Here is a 20304-nt window from a genome sequence, read left to right on the forward strand (position 1 = left end):
CTGCCTATCCTTCTTCATCAAATTCAGGAACAGTTTCGTGAAGCAGTTCGCGGACCTTCTTTGCATCAAATTTATCAGCGGCTGCAGTCATTCTGGAGAGCTTTTCTTTCAGCTTAAAAGAGTATTCTTGGTAGTTCTCCTCAAAAGCTTTGAGAACCATTATTTTGTCATGCTCTGTTCGGACGATATTTTCGCCTTCAGTGATGAGTTCTTCGTATAGTTTTTCACCTTCTCTAAGTCCGGTGAAAACAATCTCAATATCTTTGTCCGGTTCCTTTCCGGAAAGGCGGATAAGGTCACGGGCCATGTCGGCAATTTTAACTGGCAGTCCCATTTCAAGAATAAAAATTTCACCACCATCAGCCATAACTCCGGCCTGTAAAATAAGCTGTGCTGCCTCGGAAATGGACATAAAATAGCGGGTTACATTGGGGTGGGTGACGGTTACCGGGCCACCTTTTTCAATCTGTCTGCGGAAGAGCGGTACAACAGAACCTGATGAGCCGACAACATTACCGAAGCGAACAGCCATAAAAGTCGTTTTAGAATTATGAAACAGGCGCATAAGTAGTTCTGTAATTCTTTTTGATGCACCCATTATATTGGTTGGACGTACTGCTTTATCGGTGGAGACTATGACGAAGCGGTTAACACCATGCTTATCTGCTGCGGTCATAACATTTTTTGTACCGCATATATTATTATGTACGGCCTGCCATGGATTACGTTCCATCATTGGAACATGTTTGTAGGCAGCAGCATGAAAAACTGTATGTGGTTTGAATTTTTGGAATGTGCTGTCCAGAAGTTCAAAGTCCTGTACTGATCCCAGAACAGTGACATAGTTATGAAATTTAATTTCATGGTGGAGTTCCATCTGGATAGCGTAAAGGTTGGCTTCACTGGAATCCACAAGGATAAGCTTTGCCGGATTGAAGCGCACCACCTGCCGTACCAGTTCAGAACCGATAGAACCTCCGCACCCGGTTACCAGAACGGTTTTATCAGACAGAGACTTGCTGATACGTGATGTATCAAGCTGAATGGGAGAGCGACCCAGCAAGTCTTGATAACTTACATCCCTTAAAGCTTTAATGCCTACTTTACCGTTAATTATTTCTTCCATTGCGGGCAATATCTTATAGGGCAGTCCTGTTTCTTTGCAGGATTCTATAATTATACGCATTTGTTCACCGGAAGCTTCAGCTATAGCAATAAGAATTTCGTTAACGCATTTGTTTTCAAGCAATTCATGTAAGTCAGACAGCTGCCCCAGTACGGGGACTCCGTGAATTGTCCTTCCGCGTTTAGCTTTATCATTGTCCAGAAATCCAACAGGTTTGTATTTAAGCTGTCCGCTGCTTATTATTTCACGGACGACTTTTTCACCGGCTCTTCCTGCCCCTATAATTAAGACATTATTTCCGTCTGCAGGACATGCTTCCGGTGAAAATTGTATGGCATTCCCATCCCGGTAAGCAAAAAAAGAACGGATGATAACTCTGATACCGCTGCAAAGAAATACGGTCAGCATCCAGTCGATTATAAATATTCCGCGTGAAAAACCACCGAAACCGAATTTGTACAGGACAACAGTGACCAATATTATTGACTGTAGAAAAGTTGCTTCAAGAATATGCCATAGATCACGCAGGCTGGTGTAGCGCCACATCCCCCGATACAGTCCAAGGCCTAGAAAAACGGAAAATTTAATAATTACAGTGTATTTGAGCAGCTCAAAGCACTGGGTTCTGGCATATGCCGGCAGTGCGAAGTCGAAGCGAAACAGGTAGGCTCCGTAAAAAGCAGCTACGAAGATTATCAGGTCTAAAATGACCATCAAATAGAAATTTGCATTGCGAAGATTGTGGATCATGTTTTATTTACCACAGCCTTTTATAATTTTAACAGTTCTGTCCATATCATCCTGAGTCATAGCTGTTCCAGATGGCAGACATAAACCTCGTTTAAAAAGATCCTCACTGACCTGACCGCCAAAGATTTTATTTTTGCTGAACACCGGCTGCATGTGCATGGGCTTCCATACCGGACGGGATTCAATATTTTCATTTTCAAGCGCAATACGGACCTGATCTGGCGTTGCACCGAATTCTTTTTCATCGATGAGAATGACTGTAAGCCATCGGTTGCATCGGCCATATTCTGCTTCAGGCATAAAAGATATTCCAGTGCATCCTGAAAGAGCTTCTTTATAGAGATCAAAAATTTCACGTTTACGGTTCACTCTGTCCTGTAAAACTTCGAGCTGACCACGTCCTACAGCTGCCACAAGGTTGGACATGCGATAGTTAAAGCCTATTTCTTTGTGTTCATAGTACGGTAGCGGTTCTTTAGCCTGCTGGGAAAGCCAGCGGGCACGGGAAATGATTTCTTCGTCATCAGAGGCAAGCAATCCTCCGCCGGAAGTGGTGATAATTTTATTACCGTTAAATGAATAAGCTGCCATGAGTGCACCTTTACCTGCGTGGCGCCCTTTATAGGTGGCACCGACAGATTCTGCTGCGTCTACAACAATAGGAATTCCATGTGGTTCAAGGATCTCCAGGATACGGTCATAGTCTGCGCATTGCCCATAAAGATCAGTAGGAACAACAGCTTTAGGCTTACGTCCTAGTGCAATATAATATTCTACGGCTTCGGCAAGCAGATCCGGATCCATATTCCATGATTTGTAATCTGAATCAATGAAAGCGGCTTCTGCCCCTAAAAAGGTGGCCGAGCTGACACTGCCGATAAAAGTGAGCGATGAAGCAAGAACAATATCGTTCGGGCCTATACCAAGAATATGCTGCGCAATATGAAGAGCTGCTGTGCCGCTGGACAGAGCCGCGCAATGTTTGAGTCCGCTCAGCTTTGAAAAGTCCTGTTCAAAACCATTGACCATAGGGCCCAGGGGAGCGATGAAGTTGCTTTCAAAAGCCTGCTGAACATACTCCTGCTCAGCTCCACCCATATGAGGCGGTGAAAGATATACACGTTTATTATTTGCAGACACGGGCCGTACTTCCTTTAATTATGAAATTCATGGTCAACAACGGGTCTGATATTATATTTTGAACTTTAAGTACAGTTTTGTGAAATGTAAGTAGAAGTGCCCGTAATGATTATTTAAATATTGCTGGTTTTATTTGTTAATAAGTTCTTTTGCAGGTGTCCCGACCCACGTGGTATCATCAGGAATATTTTTTATGGCAGTTGAGCCGGCCCCGAGTGTGGATCTAGAGCCCATGTTTATACGGGGTAAAACGGTTGCTCCAATACCCACCATGGATTCTTCCCCTACCACGACTTCGCCGCCAAGTGTAGAGCCTGGAGCAATGTGGGAATGCGGTCCGATCGAGTTATGATGTTCAATAGTTGAATTGGTGTTGATTATGGTATTGTCCTTAATTTCTGCACCGGTATTGATTACAGCTCCAGCCATGATCATGCATCCGTCTCCAATTTTAACATTTGGAGATATTACTGTTGAAGGGTGAATAACAGTAAACATTTTTTCACCATCTTCAGTCAGTTGCTTGAAAATTTTTTTACGAAGTTCAGCATTTCCTAATGCCAAAACAATTCCATCATGGGGGATTTCTCGATAACTGGTAAATCCTCCGGTAACGGGAATACCGAGAATTTTTGTCCCGGCAGGAACTCCGTCATCAAGAAATGCAGCCGGATCAGCTCCGTCCATTAACAGAAGGGCATCAGCAACAACCTGACCATGACCTCCTGCTCCAAAAATAAGAATTTTTTTCATTATCGGTCCCTGTTTACCTTATTGCCCATAAATTCCTGAGCGGTAGCCTGTCCGGGCTGACTGATGCCTTCACGTTTAAACACTCTGGCTACAGTCATAAAAATAATTTTTATGTCCAAAAATAAGTGTTGGTTATCCACATACCAGACATCAAGTTTAAACTTATCATCCCATGAAAGCGCATTACGTCCGTTAACTTGTGCCCATCCGGTAATTCCGGGTAGAACATCATGACGGCGCATCTGCTCCGGTGTATAGCGGTCAAGGTATTGCATAAGCAAGGGTCTTGGGCCGACAAGTGACATATCCCCGAATATTACATTAACCAGTTCGGGCAGTTCATCAAGGGACGTTGATCTTAAAATTCTGCCAAAGCGGCTTAAGCGTTCAGAGTCGGGCAAAAGATTTCCATGTTCATCTCTGGCATCGGACATGGTTTTGAATTTAATTATATTAAACGGCTTGCCACGCAGGCCCGGCCTTCTTTGAATAAAGAATATACCACCGCCCATTCTTTTGTGAATGGCAATAGCTACACCGATAAGAATCGGTGAAAAAATAATCAGGGCAGTGATTGCCACAACAAGATCAAAGCATCTTTTAACGGTCATTTATAATCCCATAGTATTCATGATGGTCGTATTGACTTTGGTAACATCGTATTTTTTGACTGCATAGCTGAGAGAAGCTTCTCCCATGCTTTCAGCAAGATCCGGTTGCAGAATGAATTTCTCCATTGCTTCCTCTAACAGAGGGATATCTTTAACAGGAACCAGATAGCCGTTGAGACCGTTGAGAACTGTTTCACGGCAGCCTGCAGTATCAGTTGTAACAATTGCCCGTCCGGTAGACATCGCTTCAAGAACTGAGCGGGGAGTTCCCTCGCGGTATGATGGCAGTACATATACTGTGCAATTTTTCAGTTCATTTCGCACATCGTTTACTGGACCGATACACTCAATTCCGCCTGACTGCCACAGTCTGATCTGTTCTTCGCTGATTGAATCGGGACCATGGTCATGAGGACCGACCAGCCTGAATCGTGCATCAGGATATTTTATTTTCAAATTCAGCGAGGCTTGAGCAAATTCATGGATTCCTTTTTCCTTTAGGAGTCTGGAAATGCACAGAAAAACAGGTGTTTCCGTATTAACAGAAGCTTTGGCAAAGTGTTTCATATCAACGCCTGAGCCGTTAGTAATAACCGTGTTTTTTTTATTGCTGATTATGGATTGCTCAACAAAAAGGTTTCGGTCATCAGGATTTTGAAACATCACAGCTTTATTGAAATAGAGTCCCGCCCGGTACATGCTCTTTACCAGTTTAAAAAGAAGTCCCCGTTTACCGGAAGTCTGCCCAAAAGCATAACCAAGACCTGTGATCATAGAGTAAATACTTTTAACACCTGCAATTTTAGCCGCAATTGAGCCGTAGATAACAGGTTTAATCGTATATGAAAGAACCGTGTCAGGTTTAATTTCTTGTAAAATTTTAATCAGAGCAAAAAGCGAACTCAGGTCTTTGAGCGGGTTCATGCCTGTGCGCTGAATAGGAGCTTCGACGAATTTTACTCCCATGCGAGCCAGTTCCTCTGCTACTGTTGAGGAATCAAGAGGTGCAAGACCATACACTTCATGCCCTGCTTCTACCATCGCCCTAAGCATAGAACCTCGAAAATTGATCAAGGAGGGGCCGTAGCCGCCGATGACAGCTATTCTCATTATTTGATTCCCCAATGATCCAGCCATGACTGAAAAACGAGTATATTCCAGATACGGTACTGGTTGTCTTTTGTGCCGAGCCTGTGTTCGTTCCATGCCAGTCGCACTTCACCTACGTTGAAGTAGCCGTCACGTTCCAGTCTGTCTGGAGAGATAAGATCTTCAGCCCATTCACTTAATGGGCCGCGAAGCCAACTGTCGATAGGGATACCGAAGCCCATTTTGGGGCGTTCGATGAGTTCTCTAGGAACATATTTATATAAAATTTGGCGCAGGGCGTACTTGCCTTGACCATTTTGAATACGCAAATGCATAGGCAGACGCTGCGAAAATTCCACCACCTCGTGGTCAAGAAAAGGGGCTCTGGTTTCCAGACTGGTTGCCATTGCAGCCCGATCCACTTTGGTGAGTATATCGTCCGGCAGGTAAGTCGCTGCATCCATGTATTGCATCCACGCAGTCAGATTGTCCTGATTTGGCTGCATGGAGGAGTTTTGGAAAGGTCCTTCAAACTCATTGGCGGAGTTTACGACCTGATCAGGGTTAAACCAGTTTGAGGTTAAAAATTTGTAATAATCACTTTCAGAGCGTGCAGCCATAACATCCGAAAGTTTATGAAGTTTTTGTCCCGGCAGGCGCATTTGGAGAGCTGACGGCAGTATGGGGCCGTACATCTTGAAAACTTTGTTCCAGCTTGCCGGAGAGATAGATGAGATGGCTTTTGCTCCTAAATCACGTAGCGGAGCAGGAATCAGTTTTAATCTGTTCCAGAGCGAACAGCCTTTGAAATGGCGGTTATAGCCTGCAAAAAGCTCATCCCCACCGTCACCGGACAAGGCAACAGTTACATGTTCACGGGTCATACATGAGACAAGGTGGGTCGGTATCTGTGATGCATCGGAGAAAGGTTGATCCCATATGTGAGGAATCTTGGGAATGACTTCAAGAGCATCTTTTGGAGATACATATAATTCGGTGTGTTCTGTCCCTATATGTTTTGCTACGGCTTTTGCCTCCGCAGCCTCGTTGTAGGCCTTATCATTAAAGCCTATGGTGAATGTTTTTACCGGAGCAAGGGCGCATTGCTGCATTAATGAAACGATAAGTGACGAATCTATTCCGCCAGATAAAAAGGCCCCTAAAGGGACGTCGGATATCATTTCTCTCTCGATTACGTTGAGCAGTAAATCTTCAAGAGTTTCAATTATCGTATTGTCAGGAGCAGTAAATATTTTGTTTTCAGCTTCACGGGCACAATCAAGAAGAGACCAGTACGTCTGGGGTTCAGACGTGGTTCCATCAATATCTATACATATCCATGTCCCCGGCATGAGACATTGTACTTCTTTAAAAATAGTGCGCGGGGCTGGTACATAGTGATAACGAAGGTATGAAGCAAGCGAATGACGGTCTATTTCTTTTTCAAAAGCTGCATGGACCATCAGAGCTTTCAGCTCCGAGCCGAAGAGAAAGGTGTTGTTCTGGGTTGAATAATATAGAGGCTTTTCACCCATGCGGTCACGGACCAGAAATAAACGTTTGCTATGCCTATCCCATATGGCGATGGCGAACATACCGCTGAAAGATTTTACAGCTTTTTCAAAGCCCCACTGTTCAACGGCTTCAAGCATAACTTCGGTGTCTGAATGCCCTCGCCAGCCGTTGAACCCTTCAGCCTGTTCCAACTCTTCTCGCAGATCACGGTAATTATATATTTCACCGTTGAAGATTGTAACAAAGCGCCCGGAGCGGCTGTGCATAGGCTGCACACCTTCTTTCGTAAGATCAATGATAGCAAGCCTGCGGTGATCAAGAGCTATTCCTGAGTCTGGGTCAGACCATTGGGCACAGCCGTCAGGTCCTCTTGAGTTCTGGGCATCACCCATTTTGCGGGCAATTCTTTCCAGCTGCTCGGAACTGGTGCTGCGTGAAAAATCAATAAGCCCGGCAATTCCGCACATGATGGTTACCCTCTCGGATTATCTGCGAATTTAAGTCGGCCTTTACCCAGCAGATCATGGAGATGAATCATGCCGGAAACAGTCCCGTCCTCTGCTATTACAGGGAGTACTGTTATTTCTTTTTCTTCCATAATATCCAGAGCCTGTGCAGCAGACATATCAGATGTGATACGAAGTGGATTTTGGGCCATGGTTTTGGAAGCAGGCTGGTTTAGGTCAAACTTATCAGAACAGACCATTCTACGCACATCTCCATCAGTTATGACTCCGCTCAGTTTTCCGTCAGCGGCAGTAAGGGCCACTAGACCCAGTCGACCTGTATCTAAGATCGTCAGGGCTTCATGAAGAGTGCAGTTTTGCGGAGCTGCGGGAATATTATCTGTGTGCATTAGCTCACTGATACACAGGTTCAGCCTGCGCCCGAGTGATCCTCCTGGATGAAATTTTTTGAAATCTTTGCTGTCAAAGGCTTTGTGGTCCATCAGGCAGACAGCAAGAGCGTCACCGATAGCAAGTGCTGCAGTTGTACTGGCCGTGGGAGCCAGACCGTGCGAGCACGCTTCACATGGGACTTTTGTTTTGATTACCACGTCTGAAAGTCGCCCCATTGTGGATTTTATTTCAGATGTAATGGATACAATGCTGGTACCAAACGAGCGAATGGCTGGTAGAATTGAATTTAACTCATCTGTTTCGCCGCTGTTTGAAATGGCAATAACAATATCTTCGGTCCGGACCATGCCGAGGTCCCCGTGCGCCCCTTCAACAGGGTGCAGGAAGAATGAGGGGGTACCGGTAGAGGACATAGTTGCTGCAATTTTACGACCCACTAAACCCGATTTACCGAGTCCGGTGATGATAACTCTGCCTTTGCAGGCAGCTAGCATTTCGACTGCTCTCGCAAAGTTGAGATCGAGACCTTTACGAATTGAGGCCAGTCCTTTTTCTTCTATTTTAAGGACTTCCTGCCCTCTTTTTATAAAATCAGAAAGCTGTTTTTCTGTCATTTGATACCTATTTTACGAGAGTGGTCAGGTCGAAGATCGGGCCCATGATAGCGACAACAATAAAAGCGATGAGCATGCCTATAAAAAGCAGCAGCATCGGTTCTGCAAGGGCAACAACCCTTTTCATAAAATTGTCTACGTCCCTTTCGAAAATTGTGCCCATACGTTGTAGAAATTTTCCTAGTTCACCGGATTTTTGTCCGGCTGTAAGGGTCAATATGTATATATCAGGGTATATTTTCTGCTCCGCAAGAACAGTGCTCAGAGAGCGCCCGGTAGCGACTTCTTCACGCGCCTGTGCCATTTTCTTTTTGAAAAAAGTGGAAGTAACAGCATTGGCTGAGCTTTCCATACCCTGCACAAGAGGGATTCCTGCATCGATCTGGAAACCTAGAATCCCTGAAAAACGAGCCAGAGTACTTTTTTGTACCAACGGGAGTTTCCAGAGCAGGCTGTCAACTTTTTCTCTAAATTGCGGGACGGATTTATATGCACTTACAAGCCCGATAATAATGGCAACAGGGATAATTAGAGCCATGGGGCCAAGTCCCTCAAGTGTATTTCCTAAAGCAACAACAATTTTAGTAGATGTAGGCAGTTCGCCTTTCGCTGCTTTGAAAATGCCGGTGATTTTCGGTAAAACTTCGGAGAGCAGAAAGTAGACTGCACCCATCCCGATAAGCAGAATTACCACCGGATAAACCATGGCGGTCATGAGTCTGCCACTGACCTCTGCGCGTTCTTCTTCATATTTTGCAATATTTTCAAGAACATCACCAAGTTTACCAACGGACTCTGCAACCTGAACCATACCCACGTAAACTTGTGGAAATATTTTCGGGTATTTGGCTAGACAGGATGAAAAACTTTCACCGGACTGAACTGCATCACGAATTTCCATCCATGTATGACTGGATTTTCCTCCGGTCATACGTGCCATCATGTCAAGCGATTGAGCAAGAGCTGTCCCGCTTTGTATTAGGATTCCAAGGTAGTAGAATGATTCTCCCAGTCTGATTTTACCACCCATGGACATTGAAGAGGCAAATGACTTGGTTGAGCTTTTTTCTTTTTGACCTGACTTTACCTGTTCAAGGCGTAGTGGCATCAGACCTTTGCTTTGCAAAGTGGCAAAAGCTTTGGACTGTGAAGAAGCTTCCACAAATCCCTTTTTCTTTTTTCCTTCCTTGGTAACGGCTCTATATTGATATGTAGGCATTGTTGGTTATTTCCCTACTTGAGTTCAACAACAAGAGACAGGATCTGTCCTTTGCGTTCCACATCAATATTGATAGCTGATGCTCCGCCAAGTGAACCATATACCTGAAGCAGCTTGGTTGGGCCTGTAATCATTTCGCCATTCACCCTCATAAGGACATCACCATTTTCAAGGCCAAGTTTTTTGAGCAGTGAATTACGTTTAATGTTTGTAATTCTGAATCCCTGAGTTTTTCCGTTGCTTCTATTCGGTTTGAAGAGGGCCTGACTGAGGAAGGCATTAGGATCATCAAGTACTTCCTTAGCCTGTGCACGTTCAACTGTAATTTTGTTGGTTTTACCGCGTATCAGTTTAAGACTCTTAACCTGATCCCACATAGCTACTTTTTTTTCTTCCCGGCCATATTTCCAAAGAACGTACTGCGGTTTGATTTCTTCTAAAGTCCAGCCTTCGTACTCTTCACCTTCACGTAATATAGTGGTTTCACCTTTGATTCTGAAGACAGCAAAATCTGTTTCACCGGTAAGAATTCCGACCAGTGGCCATGTGCTGGGAGTAACTGTGGCTTTTTTCTGAATTTCTGACGGGTTATCCAACCCGAGAATATTGTGATCCAAGACGAGTTTAGAATCCTTGGAAATTTTATCAGATGTATCTGAAGAGAATGATTCTCCTAAAATTGGCGCTGTTGGTTTTGGAAGTGGTACAAAAGACGCAACAAGATAAGCCACTGCCAGCCCTAATGCGAGCGGCCATAGCCATGCCGGGAATTTAGTGAGTTTCAACTCCATATCAGTATTTTATCCTAAAAAATTACCTACTTCTACATTGCCTGTAGACGGTACTTTATGTGTTTTTGAGAAAGATTGTGTTTTAAACACTATTCTTCAATTTCAGCGTAGGAATGGTAGTTGTTTTTAATCCACTTGTCCATCCCCTTGGTGTCGTGGTAAATATCTAGTCTTAAAAGTCTTTTTCTAACAGTCTTGGCAGAACTATAATAAAAAAGCCGTACTTTTCTTGAAAGACGGGCGCTGAAAACATTTTGAGTTCCTTTAACTTTATGGATGTTCATACCGGGGGTACCTGTGTCCTGAACATCGAAACGAATCAGGGTTTCGATAACTTTCTTAAACAGTTTGAACTGTGTAGAGTATACCTTTTCAAGGTCGGCAATGAAGCTTGGCATTGCTTCACTTCTAGTCAGCAGTGATTCCAGGATTTCAGTGACTCTTTCAAATCCTTTGCCTTCATCTCTTCCTGTTTTCGATTCTTCTGCAAGCCTGCGCTGCTCGTCCTGAAGTTGCTCAACCTCTTCCTCCAGAAGATGATGGTAGTCCTTGATCTCTTTCATTTCCTCCATCAAGACGTTAATCTGCTCTGCACTTTTCTTGCTTTTTCCAAGATAGAAATGCAGCATGCGCAAAAGATGATCTTCGGTCACTGGCTTTGGAATGAAATAGGTGAATACATCCGACTGAGCCTCATCTGTGGCCTCTGCATCCATTCCTGTAAGGAGAATTACAGGGATGTATGGATACTCTTCACGAATGAATGGAAGGATATCAACTCCGCTTAAGCCGGAACCTTCAAAGTGAACATCAAGGATTATGACATCAGGCTCTTCTTCTGATTCTTTCAAGAAGGCCAGAAAAGATACCGGATCATAAAATGATTCGTGTTTTTCCAGAATACCGCCATCACGGAGTATTGATACTGTGTATTCATGCAGACGTGGATCATCATCTGCCAGTACGAAGAAGTATTGTTCTTGATTCATAATTTTTCTCCTGATGAAATGGCTCCGGCCGGGCCGAATGTTCCCAGCGGAATGAGGATACATACTTCGAGTCCTGTTGAACCTAGAGTATCTGTATTGCTGGCTGAAATATCGAAGCCCATATTATCTCCAAAAAATTTTACAAAAACAGTTCCCTGTCCCATTTCTTTTCCTTGCCGTTTCGCAGAAGGCACGGCTCTCTTAAATAGGTGAGGAAGGCTGTCTGCTGCAACTCCTCCTCCTGTGTCAATAACCTTTAATCTTGCGTAACGATCATATGTATCTGCAGTAATAGATATGCGGGGCTTGAACTTATTAAATTCTTCTGGGGTTTGTCTGAGCAGTTGGATTTGGTGCAATTCCATTGCTGTCTGGCTGTTTCTTATCAGGTTTTGCAGAATTTCCCACGTTTTGTATCTATCAATAAAAATTTCTTCTTTTCTGTTATTCCACTCTGAAAAATCAAATTTTGTCTCAAGTCTCTTATGAAAGCGTTTTTTATCATTTTCAAGTTTACCAGTAAGCAGTGCAGCAAGTTCGTCAAGTTCAATCAGTTGCGGTTTGAATGACAGTCTGTTTTCAAGTCCCCTTAAATGTTCTATAATACTTTCTTCGAATGGTGTGACAATCTGATTGTAGAGTTCTCTTTCTTTTACTTTAGGGAGGTCATTAATGATGGTATGTATCTGGGATTTCCATGAATTCTGCAGGACCATCAGTTCATCTTTAACCATATTGGCTTTAACGATCATATCATCAGTAAGTTTTTCTGTTGCTACCATTAGTTCAAGCTGTCTGCGTCGTTGCCGCTCATCCCGGATAGATTTTTCTCTATTTGTTTTTTCTCTGTCTGCAGGAGATTTTCGTTTGGTCATGATGAACATGAAAACGATTGCTACTACATATAATGTCATAAATGAGCGACTGAGAAATAATTTAGAAGAGAAATTTCCAGTCATGTAAAGTAGCCTGGAGAAAATAAAAGCAAAGAAAATATTGAAAAAACCTACATAAGTCATGGTTTCGCGTCCACCGATGCGCCATGAGAAATACAGACTGGAAACGACCAGAACAATGCAGAAAATATATTGGCGGACTACATTATCCACAGCAAGATCAAACAGAACATAAGCAAGTACATAAAAAACGGCTAAAACAGGAAGTCTCAAGCTTCCATCTCGCAGCAAACTCATTATTTTTAAAAAAAATTTATTGTTTTCAGGTGCTGTTCTTTTCTCTTCGTTATTTTCTTTAATTTTATTTGTCATATATTTTCCATAGGAATGATTATTGGCTTCGGTTTCTTTTGCCGTAATCCTCCCTGATGAGCAAGGGGGAGTTTGTTCCTTTGCTTGACTTTTAACGCTACTGATTTAACAAAACCTTAATTCATTTTTAAAATAATGTGTTTTGTGAAGTTCAAAGCTTATCTCTGTGAATACATTTTAATAGGGTTTATGTAACTATGAAGTTTAAATATCTAGCCTTTATCCTCATTGTCCTGCAGAGCATCATTGCCGGCTGTGGCGGAGGTATAAATGTTTCTCCTGATTCAGATGAGCCGTCTCTAAGATCTGAAGAGGGGTTGGACATATCTCAGCTGGCAGGGAAGCGTCCGGCCACGCTTGCGGAGCTTGTAAAATTTTCTGCATCTCAACAGTACTCTTCTTTGGACAGCATATACAATCGACCTCCTGAAGGGATGAGCGGGAATTACTATGTGCAGCTTGCTGAAAGCAACGAAGTTGTAAATCTGGCTGATAAGGTCTCAACTTATGTTCAAAAGGATAATGTGCTTGCTGTCGGGGGGCAGAGCGGCCTTGTTGAGATATACTCAGGAGAAGCCTGCGGAGCAGTTCAGGCAATGCAAAGCCCCGTTAATAATATTTCATGGTTCAAACCGTCTTCTCTTATGGCTGTTTCATCCGGTAATAACCGGGGGGTTGAAATATTTAATTTGACCGAATGTTCCCGGATGCGTGTGGCCACCGTAAACAGTACCGTTGACATCTTCGCCATATCTCCGAAAGGAAGCTGGCTTGCCATTGCTGACGAGGCCCGTAGACTATGGGTTGGGCCTGCTAATGGTAAATTTACACAGGTCTATAGGTTTTTACATAAGCCGCTCAGTCTTTCCTTTTCAGATAAAGAGGGAATATTGATGGCTGTAGATGTTACAGGGCATCTCAACATGTGGAGCCCTCTTAAACGGACAAGAATATTTGAATATAAAATTAAAGGCGGACCTTTCAAAAGTGTGAGTGCCGACGGTCCATATCTTAATATAATAACGGAAAAAGGAGAAAAATTCAGGTGGGACGTTGCTCAAAAAGCTAAAACGGCTTTTCATGAAGAGGAGAGTGGTTTTTCTCTTAGAGATGGAGTCCTGTCGTACCGTTCTCCCCGCAAGAGGTTGACGCGCAGAGTCTTTTTTGAGCCTGTGTCATTTGACGTTCAGATTTCAGAATCAGGAGATGTCTTCAAGGTTGGTGACATTGATGGTGAGTTTAGATACTATTCTGCCGTTACAGGAGATCTGCTTGAAGGTGTTCAGGATTTCGCAGATTGGAAAAAGGTTGAACTGGGACGGGAATTTAATTTTTCACAGCGTGGAAGAGAATTTGTTCTTGCAGATCCGATAGCACAGCGTGAATTTCAAAGGTTGTATTGCCGATATATACCAAGTAAGGGATTCTTTCTCTGGTGGAAAAAAGTCGCTCGTCCTGACGATTACTTTAAGTCACGGGGAATGCTTCCACGTCGTGATGGCATTTCCGTACGGGCTCCATTGAAATGGGAGCCGCTGGATAATGAAAAGACTGATATAAGGGATTAAGAAGATGGAAAAGTTTAATATTGCAGAGGGAAATATGCAGGAAAGAAGAAAACGTATTGTTGAATGTCAAAAAGGTCAGCGTGGTTTCAGTCTTATTGAGCTTATGATTGTTATAGTTATCCTCGGTCTCCTTGCTTCAATGCTGGTTCCTAAAATCATGGACCGTCCTAACGAAGCCCGTGTGACCAAAGCAAAAATGGACATGAAGGCTCTTGATTCAGCGCTCAAGCTTTATAAACTTGATACGGGCAGATATCCAACCACCGAGCAGGGCCTTCAGGCTTTGATCACCAAGCCTGAGTCTCGTCCCGTCCCCCGTAACTACCGTAAAGGCGGTTACCTTGATTCAACAACAGCACCGGTTGACCCTTGGGGATATGAATATATTTATAGAAGTCCGGGCGAAGACGACCGTCCTTATGAGCTGATTTCACTTGGTGCTGACGGCATGGAAGGCGGCGAAGATTACGATGCCGATATCAAAAGCTGGGAATAGTGTTTCAGCGGAAATATATGTCTAAACAGACGGCTCTATCACGCTCCGGCGGATTGACTTTTATTGAGCTTCTCATAGTTCTTGTAATTGTGGGCATAGGCTGGTTTACGCTTATGCCCAATCTTGATCTTGCCGGTAATAAAGAAGAGAATCATATTAACCTTGTGAATGCTTTGATATACGAAGCCAGAGCTGAGGCTGTAGAGACTGATTCAAGACAGTATGTTTTTATTAATTTTGAGGACGGATTTATTCAGTGGGGTGAGGAAAAAGTCTCCTTACCAAGCAGTGTGTCCAGCGGACATTTTAATGAAGAACCAATGTCCGGCGATGGTATGGATTTTACCATTTATCCAGAGGGATTCAGTGATGAGGTTCGTCTGGTTTTGTCAGATGGTTTGACCCTTATGCTTGACCCATTGTCTGTTAAGTTCGGGGAGATATGACTTGTCAGACAAGAACGGATTTTCGCTTATAGAAATAATTATTGCTTTGACAATAGCCGCAACCCTTTCAATAAGTTTTCTTGGTGTTCAAAGGCAGAGTGCTCTTATGGCTCAGGTCTCAAAAGATTCATGGACAGTTCTTAATTTGTCACAAGATATTCTGGCTCATAAATATCCAAATAAAATCAGTGTGATTTCTTCTGGCTGGATTCCATGGCCGGGTCCTCCGCAGGGAGATTTCAGAGTGGGTCTTAATACTATTTCAGCTTCCGGGGTCGGGTTTTATACGCTTGAAACTAAAAGTGGAGACTATACCCTGGGATGGAATATATACCGTGTTTCTCATAACAATGATGGCCGCCGATGATTACTTTTTCTCATTACTCTGAGGCTGCCTGTGATCAGCAGCAGGGATTTTCACTTATTGAAGTTTTGATAGGCCTGGTTCTTTCCGGTCTGCTTATGAGCATGGTGGCGATGGTTCTTGGGCAGTCAATTACCAATAATGAAGTGATCCGTTCAAGCGCCGGTTTATCATCGCGGATGTTTACTTTGCGCCGTATTTTGCATCGTGATTTTCAGAACATTATTTTAGGCTCAAGTGTAAGTGTTGAAGATAATGGTTTTGGAATTAAGACAACCAATAATTTTTTAATTGATGGCGGGATAAAAGTCGATGCTGATTGGGATTTTTCAGGGAATATGATTCGTCGGCATGAGGAAAATAAGAGTTTAGAATATAATAATTCTTTTCAGTTGCTCCGTGGTCTTAAATCATGGCGAATTGAAGTTCTGGATGGTGACAAAGGCATCTGGATTTCAGGTGTCCAGTTTTCAAGTCGGTCAGTTACCTCCACTTCCGATCTCAAAGCTATTCGTTTGAATTTAGTTTTTGAAGACGGGCACAGTCTTTCTTTAGTCGAAAGGATTCCTTATGTCGTTGAGTAGTGTGCCTGAAAAATCAAGAGGAGTTGTTCTCATAATTGTACTGGTCCTGTTTATGGCTTTATCAGGATTAACTTTAATGACAATTGACGTCAGTTCTAAAGGGGCTGTGGAAGCGGCAAAGGTCCGTAGTGAGTATGAGGCCCATTTTCTGGCTGAAGAAGCACTGTTTCTCATTTATAAACAGTTACAGGATGACAAAACACCTTTTTCTGACACTGCAAAGGATCACTGGGCTAGGAAATGGGAGGGAGATGGTGTCTGGTTTGAAATAACTCCCTGTAATGCTAAAGTTAACTTGAATGATGTTGCCAATATACAGGATACAAAAAAGATATTGGATATCATGGGCAGAATTTTACCTGCCGGTACTGACGTTGAAAGGCTTGTTGGGAGTCTCGGTGTCTGGACCGGAAAAAAGGTTAGTTCCACGTTAAAAAAAATTGATAGTCTTTTTTATGCTACTCAGTACCCGTCCTATTCTCCAACTGGACGTGTGTTTGTAACTCCTGAAGAAGTTACTCTTGTTAATGGCTGGCGTGATTTTGATCGTGAGTGGATTGATGAAAATTTTACCGTATGGGGATCCGAAGGAAAAATAAATATCAATTTTGCTTCTCCGGAAACTCTGCTGGCATATTTCCCGAAGTTGAGTCGCAGCATTAAAAATATAATTCATTGGCGGAATACAAGGGGATTTACTGATCTCAGCCAGGTTATATCTGTGGCAGGTATCCAGGCTGATTCAGAATTGTATAAAAATATGCTTAATTATCTGTCTGTTAAGTCAGATATATTTGAAGCAAGAGTAGTAGCTTCCGTTTCCGGTTGCAGGGTTGTGAAAAGATACATTATTTCGAGGCCCAGTACTTTTGAGACGGAGTTACCAAATCTTATTTTTCAAAATGATGTTTCAGTGACGTTTGATTCGGATCAGTAATTTTGTATGTTTCCCGATATCAAACCGTCAGGTTGTATAAATAGACAAACTTCCTCCATGCAGGTATAGGACAAAGCCATAAATGGCTGCAAAAAAAATAGTATATATACTCACCTTTAAGGGGAATGATCATCAGTGGATGATGTTTGACGGCAATAACCTGTCTGAATCACAGGGGCCTGCTGAAAAGAACAGACATCCGGTTGTTGCATTGTTACCTGATCCTCTTTTCTTTTTCTTCAAACCCCAAGGGGTTATAAAGTCCAGACATGCCAAGTCAGCTACAATGATGCAGATGAACTATTCGTTCCCCACGCAGGATGACGATTTTAGAGTTCTTCGCCCTTCAGGGGGGGCTGTTCTTGGCTACGCTTCACGAGAATTGCTGGAACATTTCCTGGATAGGCACAGGGATCTTCTTGCAAAGGCAACTGTTTTAACAACAGAGTTCGCCGTATGCTGGCGTGCCGCCGTTGCTGAGGACCTTTCAGTCTGGTCATGGAAGGGGCAGGGCGGTATGCGTATTCTTGCCTCCGGGGATGCTCTTACTTATTTTCGTGGAACAGAAGATGAGTTCAAAAGTCGTTTTGATCGTCTGGGACTGGATGGAAATGCTGAAAATATAGATCTTGAATCGGCCTGTAGGGTTTTAGTTGAAAAGAAAATTCGCTGGGCACGTATCAATCTTACAACAGGTAAAAAAACTGCAACTGATAAAAGTGTTCTCATTGACTATAAACCTTTTGCGGTTGCGGCTGTACTGGTTACGATCATTGGTTTATTGTTTATCAGCGGGCAGTATAGACGTTGGCAATTCAGTCAGGATCAGGCTCATGAGTGGCGTGAAAAGCTTAAAGAAGTTTATGTCACTGCGCTTGGCCCAAATCCAGGTTCAGATCCTTATGGTAAAATTTTGTATAAACTGGATCAGCTTAAAAGTGGCGGTAATCAAGGCAGTGGTGTTGATGTGCTTGGACTGCTTGCCGTGCTGAGTGAGAGTGCTCCGGTTGGAATTGAAATTGAGGGTATCAATCTTGGAGCTGATTCCGGTAATATTCGGGCCAAAGTCGCCAGTTATGAAGAAATCGATAGTATGATGGAAAAGCTTGCTGCTAGTACAACATTTAATTTTGTGCTTGAGCAGGCTAATAATATTGAGGGCGGGGTCAGTATCAGTTTGCGTGCTGAGTATAATCGCTAAGTAGTTTAATTGCTGAATTTTATATAGGTAATTTAATGGAACTGGAAAGATTTTGTATCTGGCAGGATTGGCCTGTTGAAAAGCAGAAGCTGTTTTTTGCTGCACTTGTTGCAGCATGGGCCTTGCTCCTTTTTATGGTCTGGTCCGGTTTTAGCGAATCACAGTCTAAAGCGATTCGTATTATGATGTCCAGTAAGCAGAATTACAGTAAGGTTGTTCCGTTAGTGGAACAGCTTAAAGCCGGAGAGTCTTCACGGGGAGCTCTTATTGACCGTGAACCCATGGCGGCGGCTCAGCAGGTTATACGTGATCTTGGTCTAGATACTAGACTTACTTCACTTCGTCCGCTGCAGGCAGGGGCTAATTCCTCAGCAGGGGTTCAGGTTATTCTTGAATCTCTTAATCTGCCTGAAGTTGTTCTCCTGCTCCGTGATTTCAATGTACGTGGTGCTCTGAAGATTACTAATTTTAATATAAATCATAGGCTGGACACGCCGGAATTGGCTGATGTGCAGATTATTCTTACCAGATAGGTCCGCCGGATGAAATTTATCCCTAATATCTCTTTCAAGTTTTCAATTAAAAAAGCCATAGGGCGTTTTTTAATATTTCTGGCAGGTCTGATAATCGGAGCATTTTTGTTCATGCCGTGGGAAGTTGTATGGTCTCAGGCATTCAAATTCGCTGACGCTAAGATCTCTAAAGCGACAATCCAGTGGGGTGATTTTATCAGCGCTGGACCTCTTTCTTTCGAAGTAACCAATGTTTATGTTACAACCGCAAAAGGTCTTGTAATTACTATTCCGCAATTAGGTGTTGATCTCGGTTTTTCGCCGCTGCTTGAAGTTCGGGTCAAAACAGGGCCGACTCTTTCTGCTAAGGTATTTCAAACAAAGTCTTTAACTTTAAATGGTGGTGTTGATCTTGCCAAATTGGTCAGACTTGATGGTTTGGGTGGAAAGGTGCGAATTACTTCTGACGTAGGATTTCCTAAGTGGGGGGCTCCACCTCGTACTGGAAGTATTGTTCTTAATTCTGATCAGGTAGAGATTCCCGGTGGACTAATTGCTGAGGCTGTCAAAATAAATGCTGTTTTGTCCGGCAATCAGTTTCAACTTAATTCATTCAGCTGCGGTCAGCCTATTCCAGTTGATGCAAAAGGATCTGCCACACTTAATTGGAAACAACTGCCGTCGTCTTCTTACAATATCAGCGGTAGGGTTACTTTCGGCTCTACTGAACGGCAATTTTCCAAGTCAGGAAATTTGTCAAAGTATCTTAATTTCTAAGCAGTCTTTTCTCGGATAGTTCCGGTTGTGTGGCTGCTTTTTTTGCAGCAGGATGTAGGTCAGAGTCTGCTATTTTTGTTTTTCAGCCTTCAACCAAATTGAGAAAATGATTTCTAATACCATTCTTTCTTTTGCCAAGTCTATTCTGTGTGATGTTCTTAACCCTGGGTGCATTGCGATTGATGCAACTACGGGGAATGGGTACGATACGGTTTTTCTTTCACGGCTGGCTGGTGGTGAAGGTAAGGTTTTCGGTTTTGATATACAGGAAGATGCCATTGAGCAGACTGAAGAACGGCTTAATGAAGAATGTCTGCCGGAGAACTGGACTCTTTTTTGTTCCGGACATGAAAATATGCAGGAGTTAATTCCTGAAGAGTATCATGGCAGAATTAATATAGTTATGTTTAATCTAGGTTTTTTGCCAGGTAGTGACAAAACGGTAATCACTCAGGCTGAGACCACGCTGAAAGCGGTTCGCTCTGCCTTAGCCCTGCTTTGCAGGGGAGGTGTTGTCAGTATTGCTATCTATGCAGGGCATCCCGGTGGCAGTGAGGAGGATGTGGCTGTTCGTGAATTTTGTGCAGAATTGGACTACCATGCGTTCCGGGTTATTCAAAGTGAGATGACTAACAAGCCAGGCTATCCAATCCGAATGCTTTTTGTGACGAAATTATAGACTTTTTTAGTCAAA

At 43.2% G+C, this 20304-nt stretch carries 21 protein-coding genes; 10 read left to right on the forward strand and 11 right to left on the reverse strand.

What is annotated here, in order from left to right; genetic code table 11:
- Positions 1-4: 4 nt before the first annotated feature.
- The 11 genes from H589_RS0103720 to H589_RS19090 all read right to left on the reverse strand — a co-directional run bounded on the left by H589_RS0103720 (position 5) and on the right by H589_RS19090 (position 12725).
- Positions 5-1876 carry a polysaccharide biosynthesis protein gene (locus H589_RS0103720; protein WP_027720787.1) on the reverse strand — a complete coding sequence of 624 codons (1872 nt, stop codon included), beginning with the start codon at positions 1874-1876 and terminating at the stop codon, positions 5-7.
- Between the two features lie 3 nt (positions 1877-1879).
- Positions 1880-3016 carry a DegT/DnrJ/EryC1/StrS family aminotransferase gene (locus tag H589_RS0103725; RefSeq protein WP_027720788.1) on the reverse strand — a complete coding sequence of 379 codons (1137 nt, stop codon included), beginning with the start codon at positions 3014-3016 and terminating at the stop codon, positions 1880-1882.
- Between the two features lie 129 nt (positions 3017-3145).
- Positions 3146-3769, reverse strand: a complete 624-nt coding sequence (locus H589_RS0103730; protein WP_051249610.1) for an acetyltransferase — start codon at positions 3767-3769, stop codon at positions 3146-3148.
- Positions 3769-4380, reverse strand: coding sequence for a sugar transferase (locus H589_RS0103735; RefSeq protein ID WP_027720790.1), 612 nt, complete (start codon positions 4378-4380; stop codon positions 3769-3771). The genes H589_RS0103730 and H589_RS0103735 overlap by 1 nt, the downstream gene beginning before the upstream one ends.
- The gene (locus H589_RS0103740; RefSeq protein ID WP_027720791.1) at positions 4381-5490 is read right to left on the reverse strand and encodes a glycosyltransferase family 4 protein; all 1110 of its coding nucleotides are present in this window, start codon (positions 5488-5490) and stop codon (positions 4381-4383) included.
- Positions 5490-7451, reverse strand: a complete 1962-nt coding sequence (asnB, locus tag H589_RS0103745; RefSeq protein WP_027720792.1) for an asparagine synthase (glutamine-hydrolyzing) — start codon at positions 7449-7451, stop codon at positions 5490-5492. The genes H589_RS0103740 and asnB overlap by 1 nt, the downstream gene beginning before the upstream one ends.
- A gap of 5 nt (positions 7452-7456) precedes the next feature.
- The gene (locus tag H589_RS0103750; protein WP_027720793.1) at positions 7457-8458 is read right to left on the reverse strand and encodes a KpsF/GutQ family sugar-phosphate isomerase; all 1002 of its coding nucleotides are present in this window, start codon (positions 8456-8458) and stop codon (positions 7457-7459) included.
- Positions 8459-8465: 7 nt separating this feature from the next.
- Entirely contained in the window at positions 8466-9677 is a 1212-nt protein-coding gene (locus tag H589_RS0103755; protein WP_027720794.1) for a type II secretion system F family protein, read from the reverse strand.
- 14 nt (positions 9678-9691) lie between these two features.
- Positions 9692-10468, reverse strand: coding sequence for a type II secretory pathway component PulC-like protein (locus tag H589_RS0103760; protein ID WP_027720795.1), 777 nt, complete (start codon positions 10466-10468; stop codon positions 9692-9694).
- A gap of 89 nt (positions 10469-10557) precedes the next feature.
- Complete coding sequence (locus H589_RS0103765; protein WP_035074776.1) at positions 10558-11457, reverse strand: response regulator; 900 nt, start codon at positions 11455-11457, stop codon at positions 10558-10560.
- Positions 11454-12725 carry an ATP-binding protein gene (locus H589_RS19090; protein ID WP_245577033.1) on the reverse strand — a complete coding sequence of 424 codons (1272 nt, stop codon included), beginning with the start codon at positions 12723-12725 and terminating at the stop codon, positions 11454-11456. The genes H589_RS0103765 and H589_RS19090 overlap by 4 nt, the downstream gene beginning before the upstream one ends.
- Positions 12726-12922: 197 nt before the next feature.
- On the opposite strand from H589_RS19090, the gene H589_RS0103775 reads away from it, so the two are divergent.
- The 10 genes from H589_RS0103775 (at position 12923) to mnmM (ending at position 20289) form a co-directional block, all read left to right on the forward strand.
- The gene (locus H589_RS0103775) at positions 12923-14293 is read left to right on the forward strand and encodes a WD40 repeat domain-containing protein (protein ID WP_027720797.1); all 1371 of its coding nucleotides are present in this window, start codon (positions 12923-12925) and stop codon (positions 14291-14293) included.
- Positions 14294-14327: 34 nt separating this feature from the next.
- Complete coding sequence (gene gspG / locus H589_RS0103780) at positions 14328-14789, forward strand: type II secretion system major pseudopilin GspG (RefSeq protein WP_035074984.1); 462 nt, start codon at positions 14328-14330, stop codon at positions 14787-14789.
- A gap of 17 nt (positions 14790-14806) precedes the next feature.
- Positions 14807-15235 (forward strand): pilus assembly FimT family protein, encoded by a 429-nt coding sequence (locus tag H589_RS0103785; protein WP_027720799.1) that lies wholly within the window; start codon positions 14807-14809, stop codon positions 15233-15235.
- A 1-nt stretch (position 15236) separates the two neighbouring features.
- The gene (locus tag H589_RS0103790) at positions 15237-15602 is read left to right on the forward strand and encodes a type IV pilus modification PilV family protein (RefSeq protein ID WP_027720800.1); all 366 of its coding nucleotides are present in this window, start codon (positions 15237-15239) and stop codon (positions 15600-15602) included.
- Positions 15599-16183: a prepilin-type N-terminal cleavage/methylation domain-containing protein gene (locus H589_RS0103795; protein ID WP_051249611.1), complete on the forward strand. Its 585-nt coding sequence runs from the start codon at positions 15599-15601 to the stop codon at positions 16181-16183. Before H589_RS0103790 ends, H589_RS0103795 begins: the two co-directional genes overlap by 4 nt.
- Complete coding sequence (locus tag H589_RS0103800; protein WP_035074780.1) at positions 16170-17120, forward strand: type II secretion system minor pseudopilin; 951 nt, start codon at positions 16170-16172, stop codon at positions 17118-17120. The genes H589_RS0103795 and H589_RS0103800 overlap by 14 nt, the downstream gene beginning before the upstream one ends.
- 82 nt (positions 17121-17202) lie before the next feature.
- On the forward strand, positions 17203-18321 hold the full coding sequence (locus tag H589_RS0103805; RefSeq protein WP_027720803.1) for a hypothetical protein: 1119 nt from the start codon (positions 17203-17205) through the stop codon (positions 18319-18321).
- Positions 18322-18356: 35 nt separating this feature from the next.
- The gene (locus H589_RS0103810) at positions 18357-18854 is read left to right on the forward strand and encodes a type II secretion system protein M (protein WP_027720804.1); all 498 of its coding nucleotides are present in this window, start codon (positions 18357-18359) and stop codon (positions 18852-18854) included.
- A 9-nt stretch (positions 18855-18863) separates the two neighbouring features.
- Entirely contained in the window at positions 18864-19610 is a 747-nt protein-coding gene (locus H589_RS0103815) for an AsmA family protein (RefSeq protein ID WP_027720805.1), read from the forward strand.
- A gap of 106 nt (positions 19611-19716) precedes the next feature.
- The gene (gene mnmM / locus H589_RS0103820) at positions 19717-20289 is read left to right on the forward strand and encodes a tRNA 5-(aminomethyl)-2-thiouridylate-methyltransferase MnmM (protein WP_027720806.1); all 573 of its coding nucleotides are present in this window, start codon (positions 19717-19719) and stop codon (positions 20287-20289) included.
- The last annotated feature ends 15 nt before the right edge of the window (positions 20290-20304 follow it).

It is taken from the genome of Maridesulfovibrio zosterae DSM 11974, assembly GCF_000425265.1.
GTDB classification, from domain to species: domain Bacteria; phylum Desulfobacterota; class Desulfovibrionia; order Desulfovibrionales; family Desulfovibrionaceae; genus Maridesulfovibrio; species Maridesulfovibrio zosterae.

What these genes read in the sequence shown, in the direction of transcription:
- H589_RS0103720 (WP_027720787.1), bottom strand. Translation starts at nt 1,876, where the DNA reads ATGATCCACAATCTTCGCAATGCAAATTTCTATTTGATGGTCATTTTA.
- H589_RS0103730 (WP_051249610.1), bottom strand. Translation starts at nt 3,769, where the DNA reads ATGAAAAAAATTCTTATTTTTGGAGCAGGAGGTCATGGTCAGGTTGTT.
- H589_RS0103735 (WP_027720790.1), bottom strand. Translation starts at nt 4,380, where the DNA reads ATGACCGTTAAAAGATGCTTTGATCTTGTTGTGGCAATCACTGCCCTG.
- H589_RS0103740 (WP_027720791.1), bottom strand. Translation starts at nt 5,490, where the DNA reads ATGAGAATAGCTGTCATCGGCGGCTACGGCCCCTCCTTGATCAATTTT.
- asnB (WP_027720792.1), bottom strand. Translation starts at nt 7,451, where the DNA reads ATGTGCGGAATTGCCGGGCTTATTGATTTTTCACGCAGCACCAGTTCC.
- H589_RS0103750 (WP_027720793.1), bottom strand. Translation starts at nt 8,458, where the DNA reads ATGACAGAAAAACAGCTTTCTGATTTTATAAAAAGAGGGCAGGAAGTC.
- H589_RS0103755 (WP_027720794.1), bottom strand. Translation starts at nt 9,677, where the DNA reads ATGCCTACATATCAATATAGAGCCGTTACCAAGGAAGGAAAAAAGAAA.
- H589_RS0103760 (WP_027720795.1), bottom strand. Translation starts at nt 10,468, where the DNA reads ATGGAGTTGAAACTCACTAAATTCCCGGCATGGCTATGGCCGCTCGCA.
- H589_RS0103765 (WP_035074776.1), bottom strand. Translation starts at nt 11,457, where the DNA reads ATGAATCAAGAACAATACTTCTTCGTACTGGCAGATGATGATCCACGT.
- H589_RS19090 (WP_245577033.1), bottom strand. Translation starts at nt 12,725, where the DNA reads ATGACAAATAAAATTAAAGAAAATAACGAAGAGAAAAGAACAGCACCT.
- H589_RS0103775 (WP_027720797.1), top strand. Translation starts at nt 12,923, where the DNA reads ATGAAGTTTAAATATCTAGCCTTTATCCTCATTGTCCTGCAGAGCATC.
- gspG (WP_035074984.1), top strand. Translation starts at nt 14,328, where the DNA reads ATGCAGGAAAGAAGAAAACGTATTGTTGAATGTCAAAAAGGTCAGCGT.
- H589_RS0103785 (WP_027720799.1), top strand. Translation starts at nt 14,807, where the DNA reads ATGTCTAAACAGACGGCTCTATCACGCTCCGGCGGATTGACTTTTATT.
- H589_RS0103795 (WP_051249611.1), top strand. Translation starts at nt 15,599, where the DNA reads ATGATTACTTTTTCTCATTACTCTGAGGCTGCCTGTGATCAGCAGCAG.
- H589_RS0103800 (WP_035074780.1), top strand. Translation starts at nt 16,170, where the DNA reads ATGTCGTTGAGTAGTGTGCCTGAAAAATCAAGAGGAGTTGTTCTCATA.
- H589_RS0103805 (WP_027720803.1), top strand. Translation starts at nt 17,203, where the DNA reads ATGGCTGCAAAAAAAATAGTATATATACTCACCTTTAAGGGGAATGAT.
- H589_RS0103810 (WP_027720804.1), top strand. Translation starts at nt 18,357, where the DNA reads ATGGAACTGGAAAGATTTTGTATCTGGCAGGATTGGCCTGTTGAAAAG.
- H589_RS0103815 (WP_027720805.1), top strand. Translation starts at nt 18,864, where the DNA reads ATGAAATTTATCCCTAATATCTCTTTCAAGTTTTCAATTAAAAAAGCC.
- mnmM (WP_027720806.1), top strand. Translation starts at nt 19,717, where the DNA reads ATGATTTCTAATACCATTCTTTCTTTTGCCAAGTCTATTCTGTGTGAT.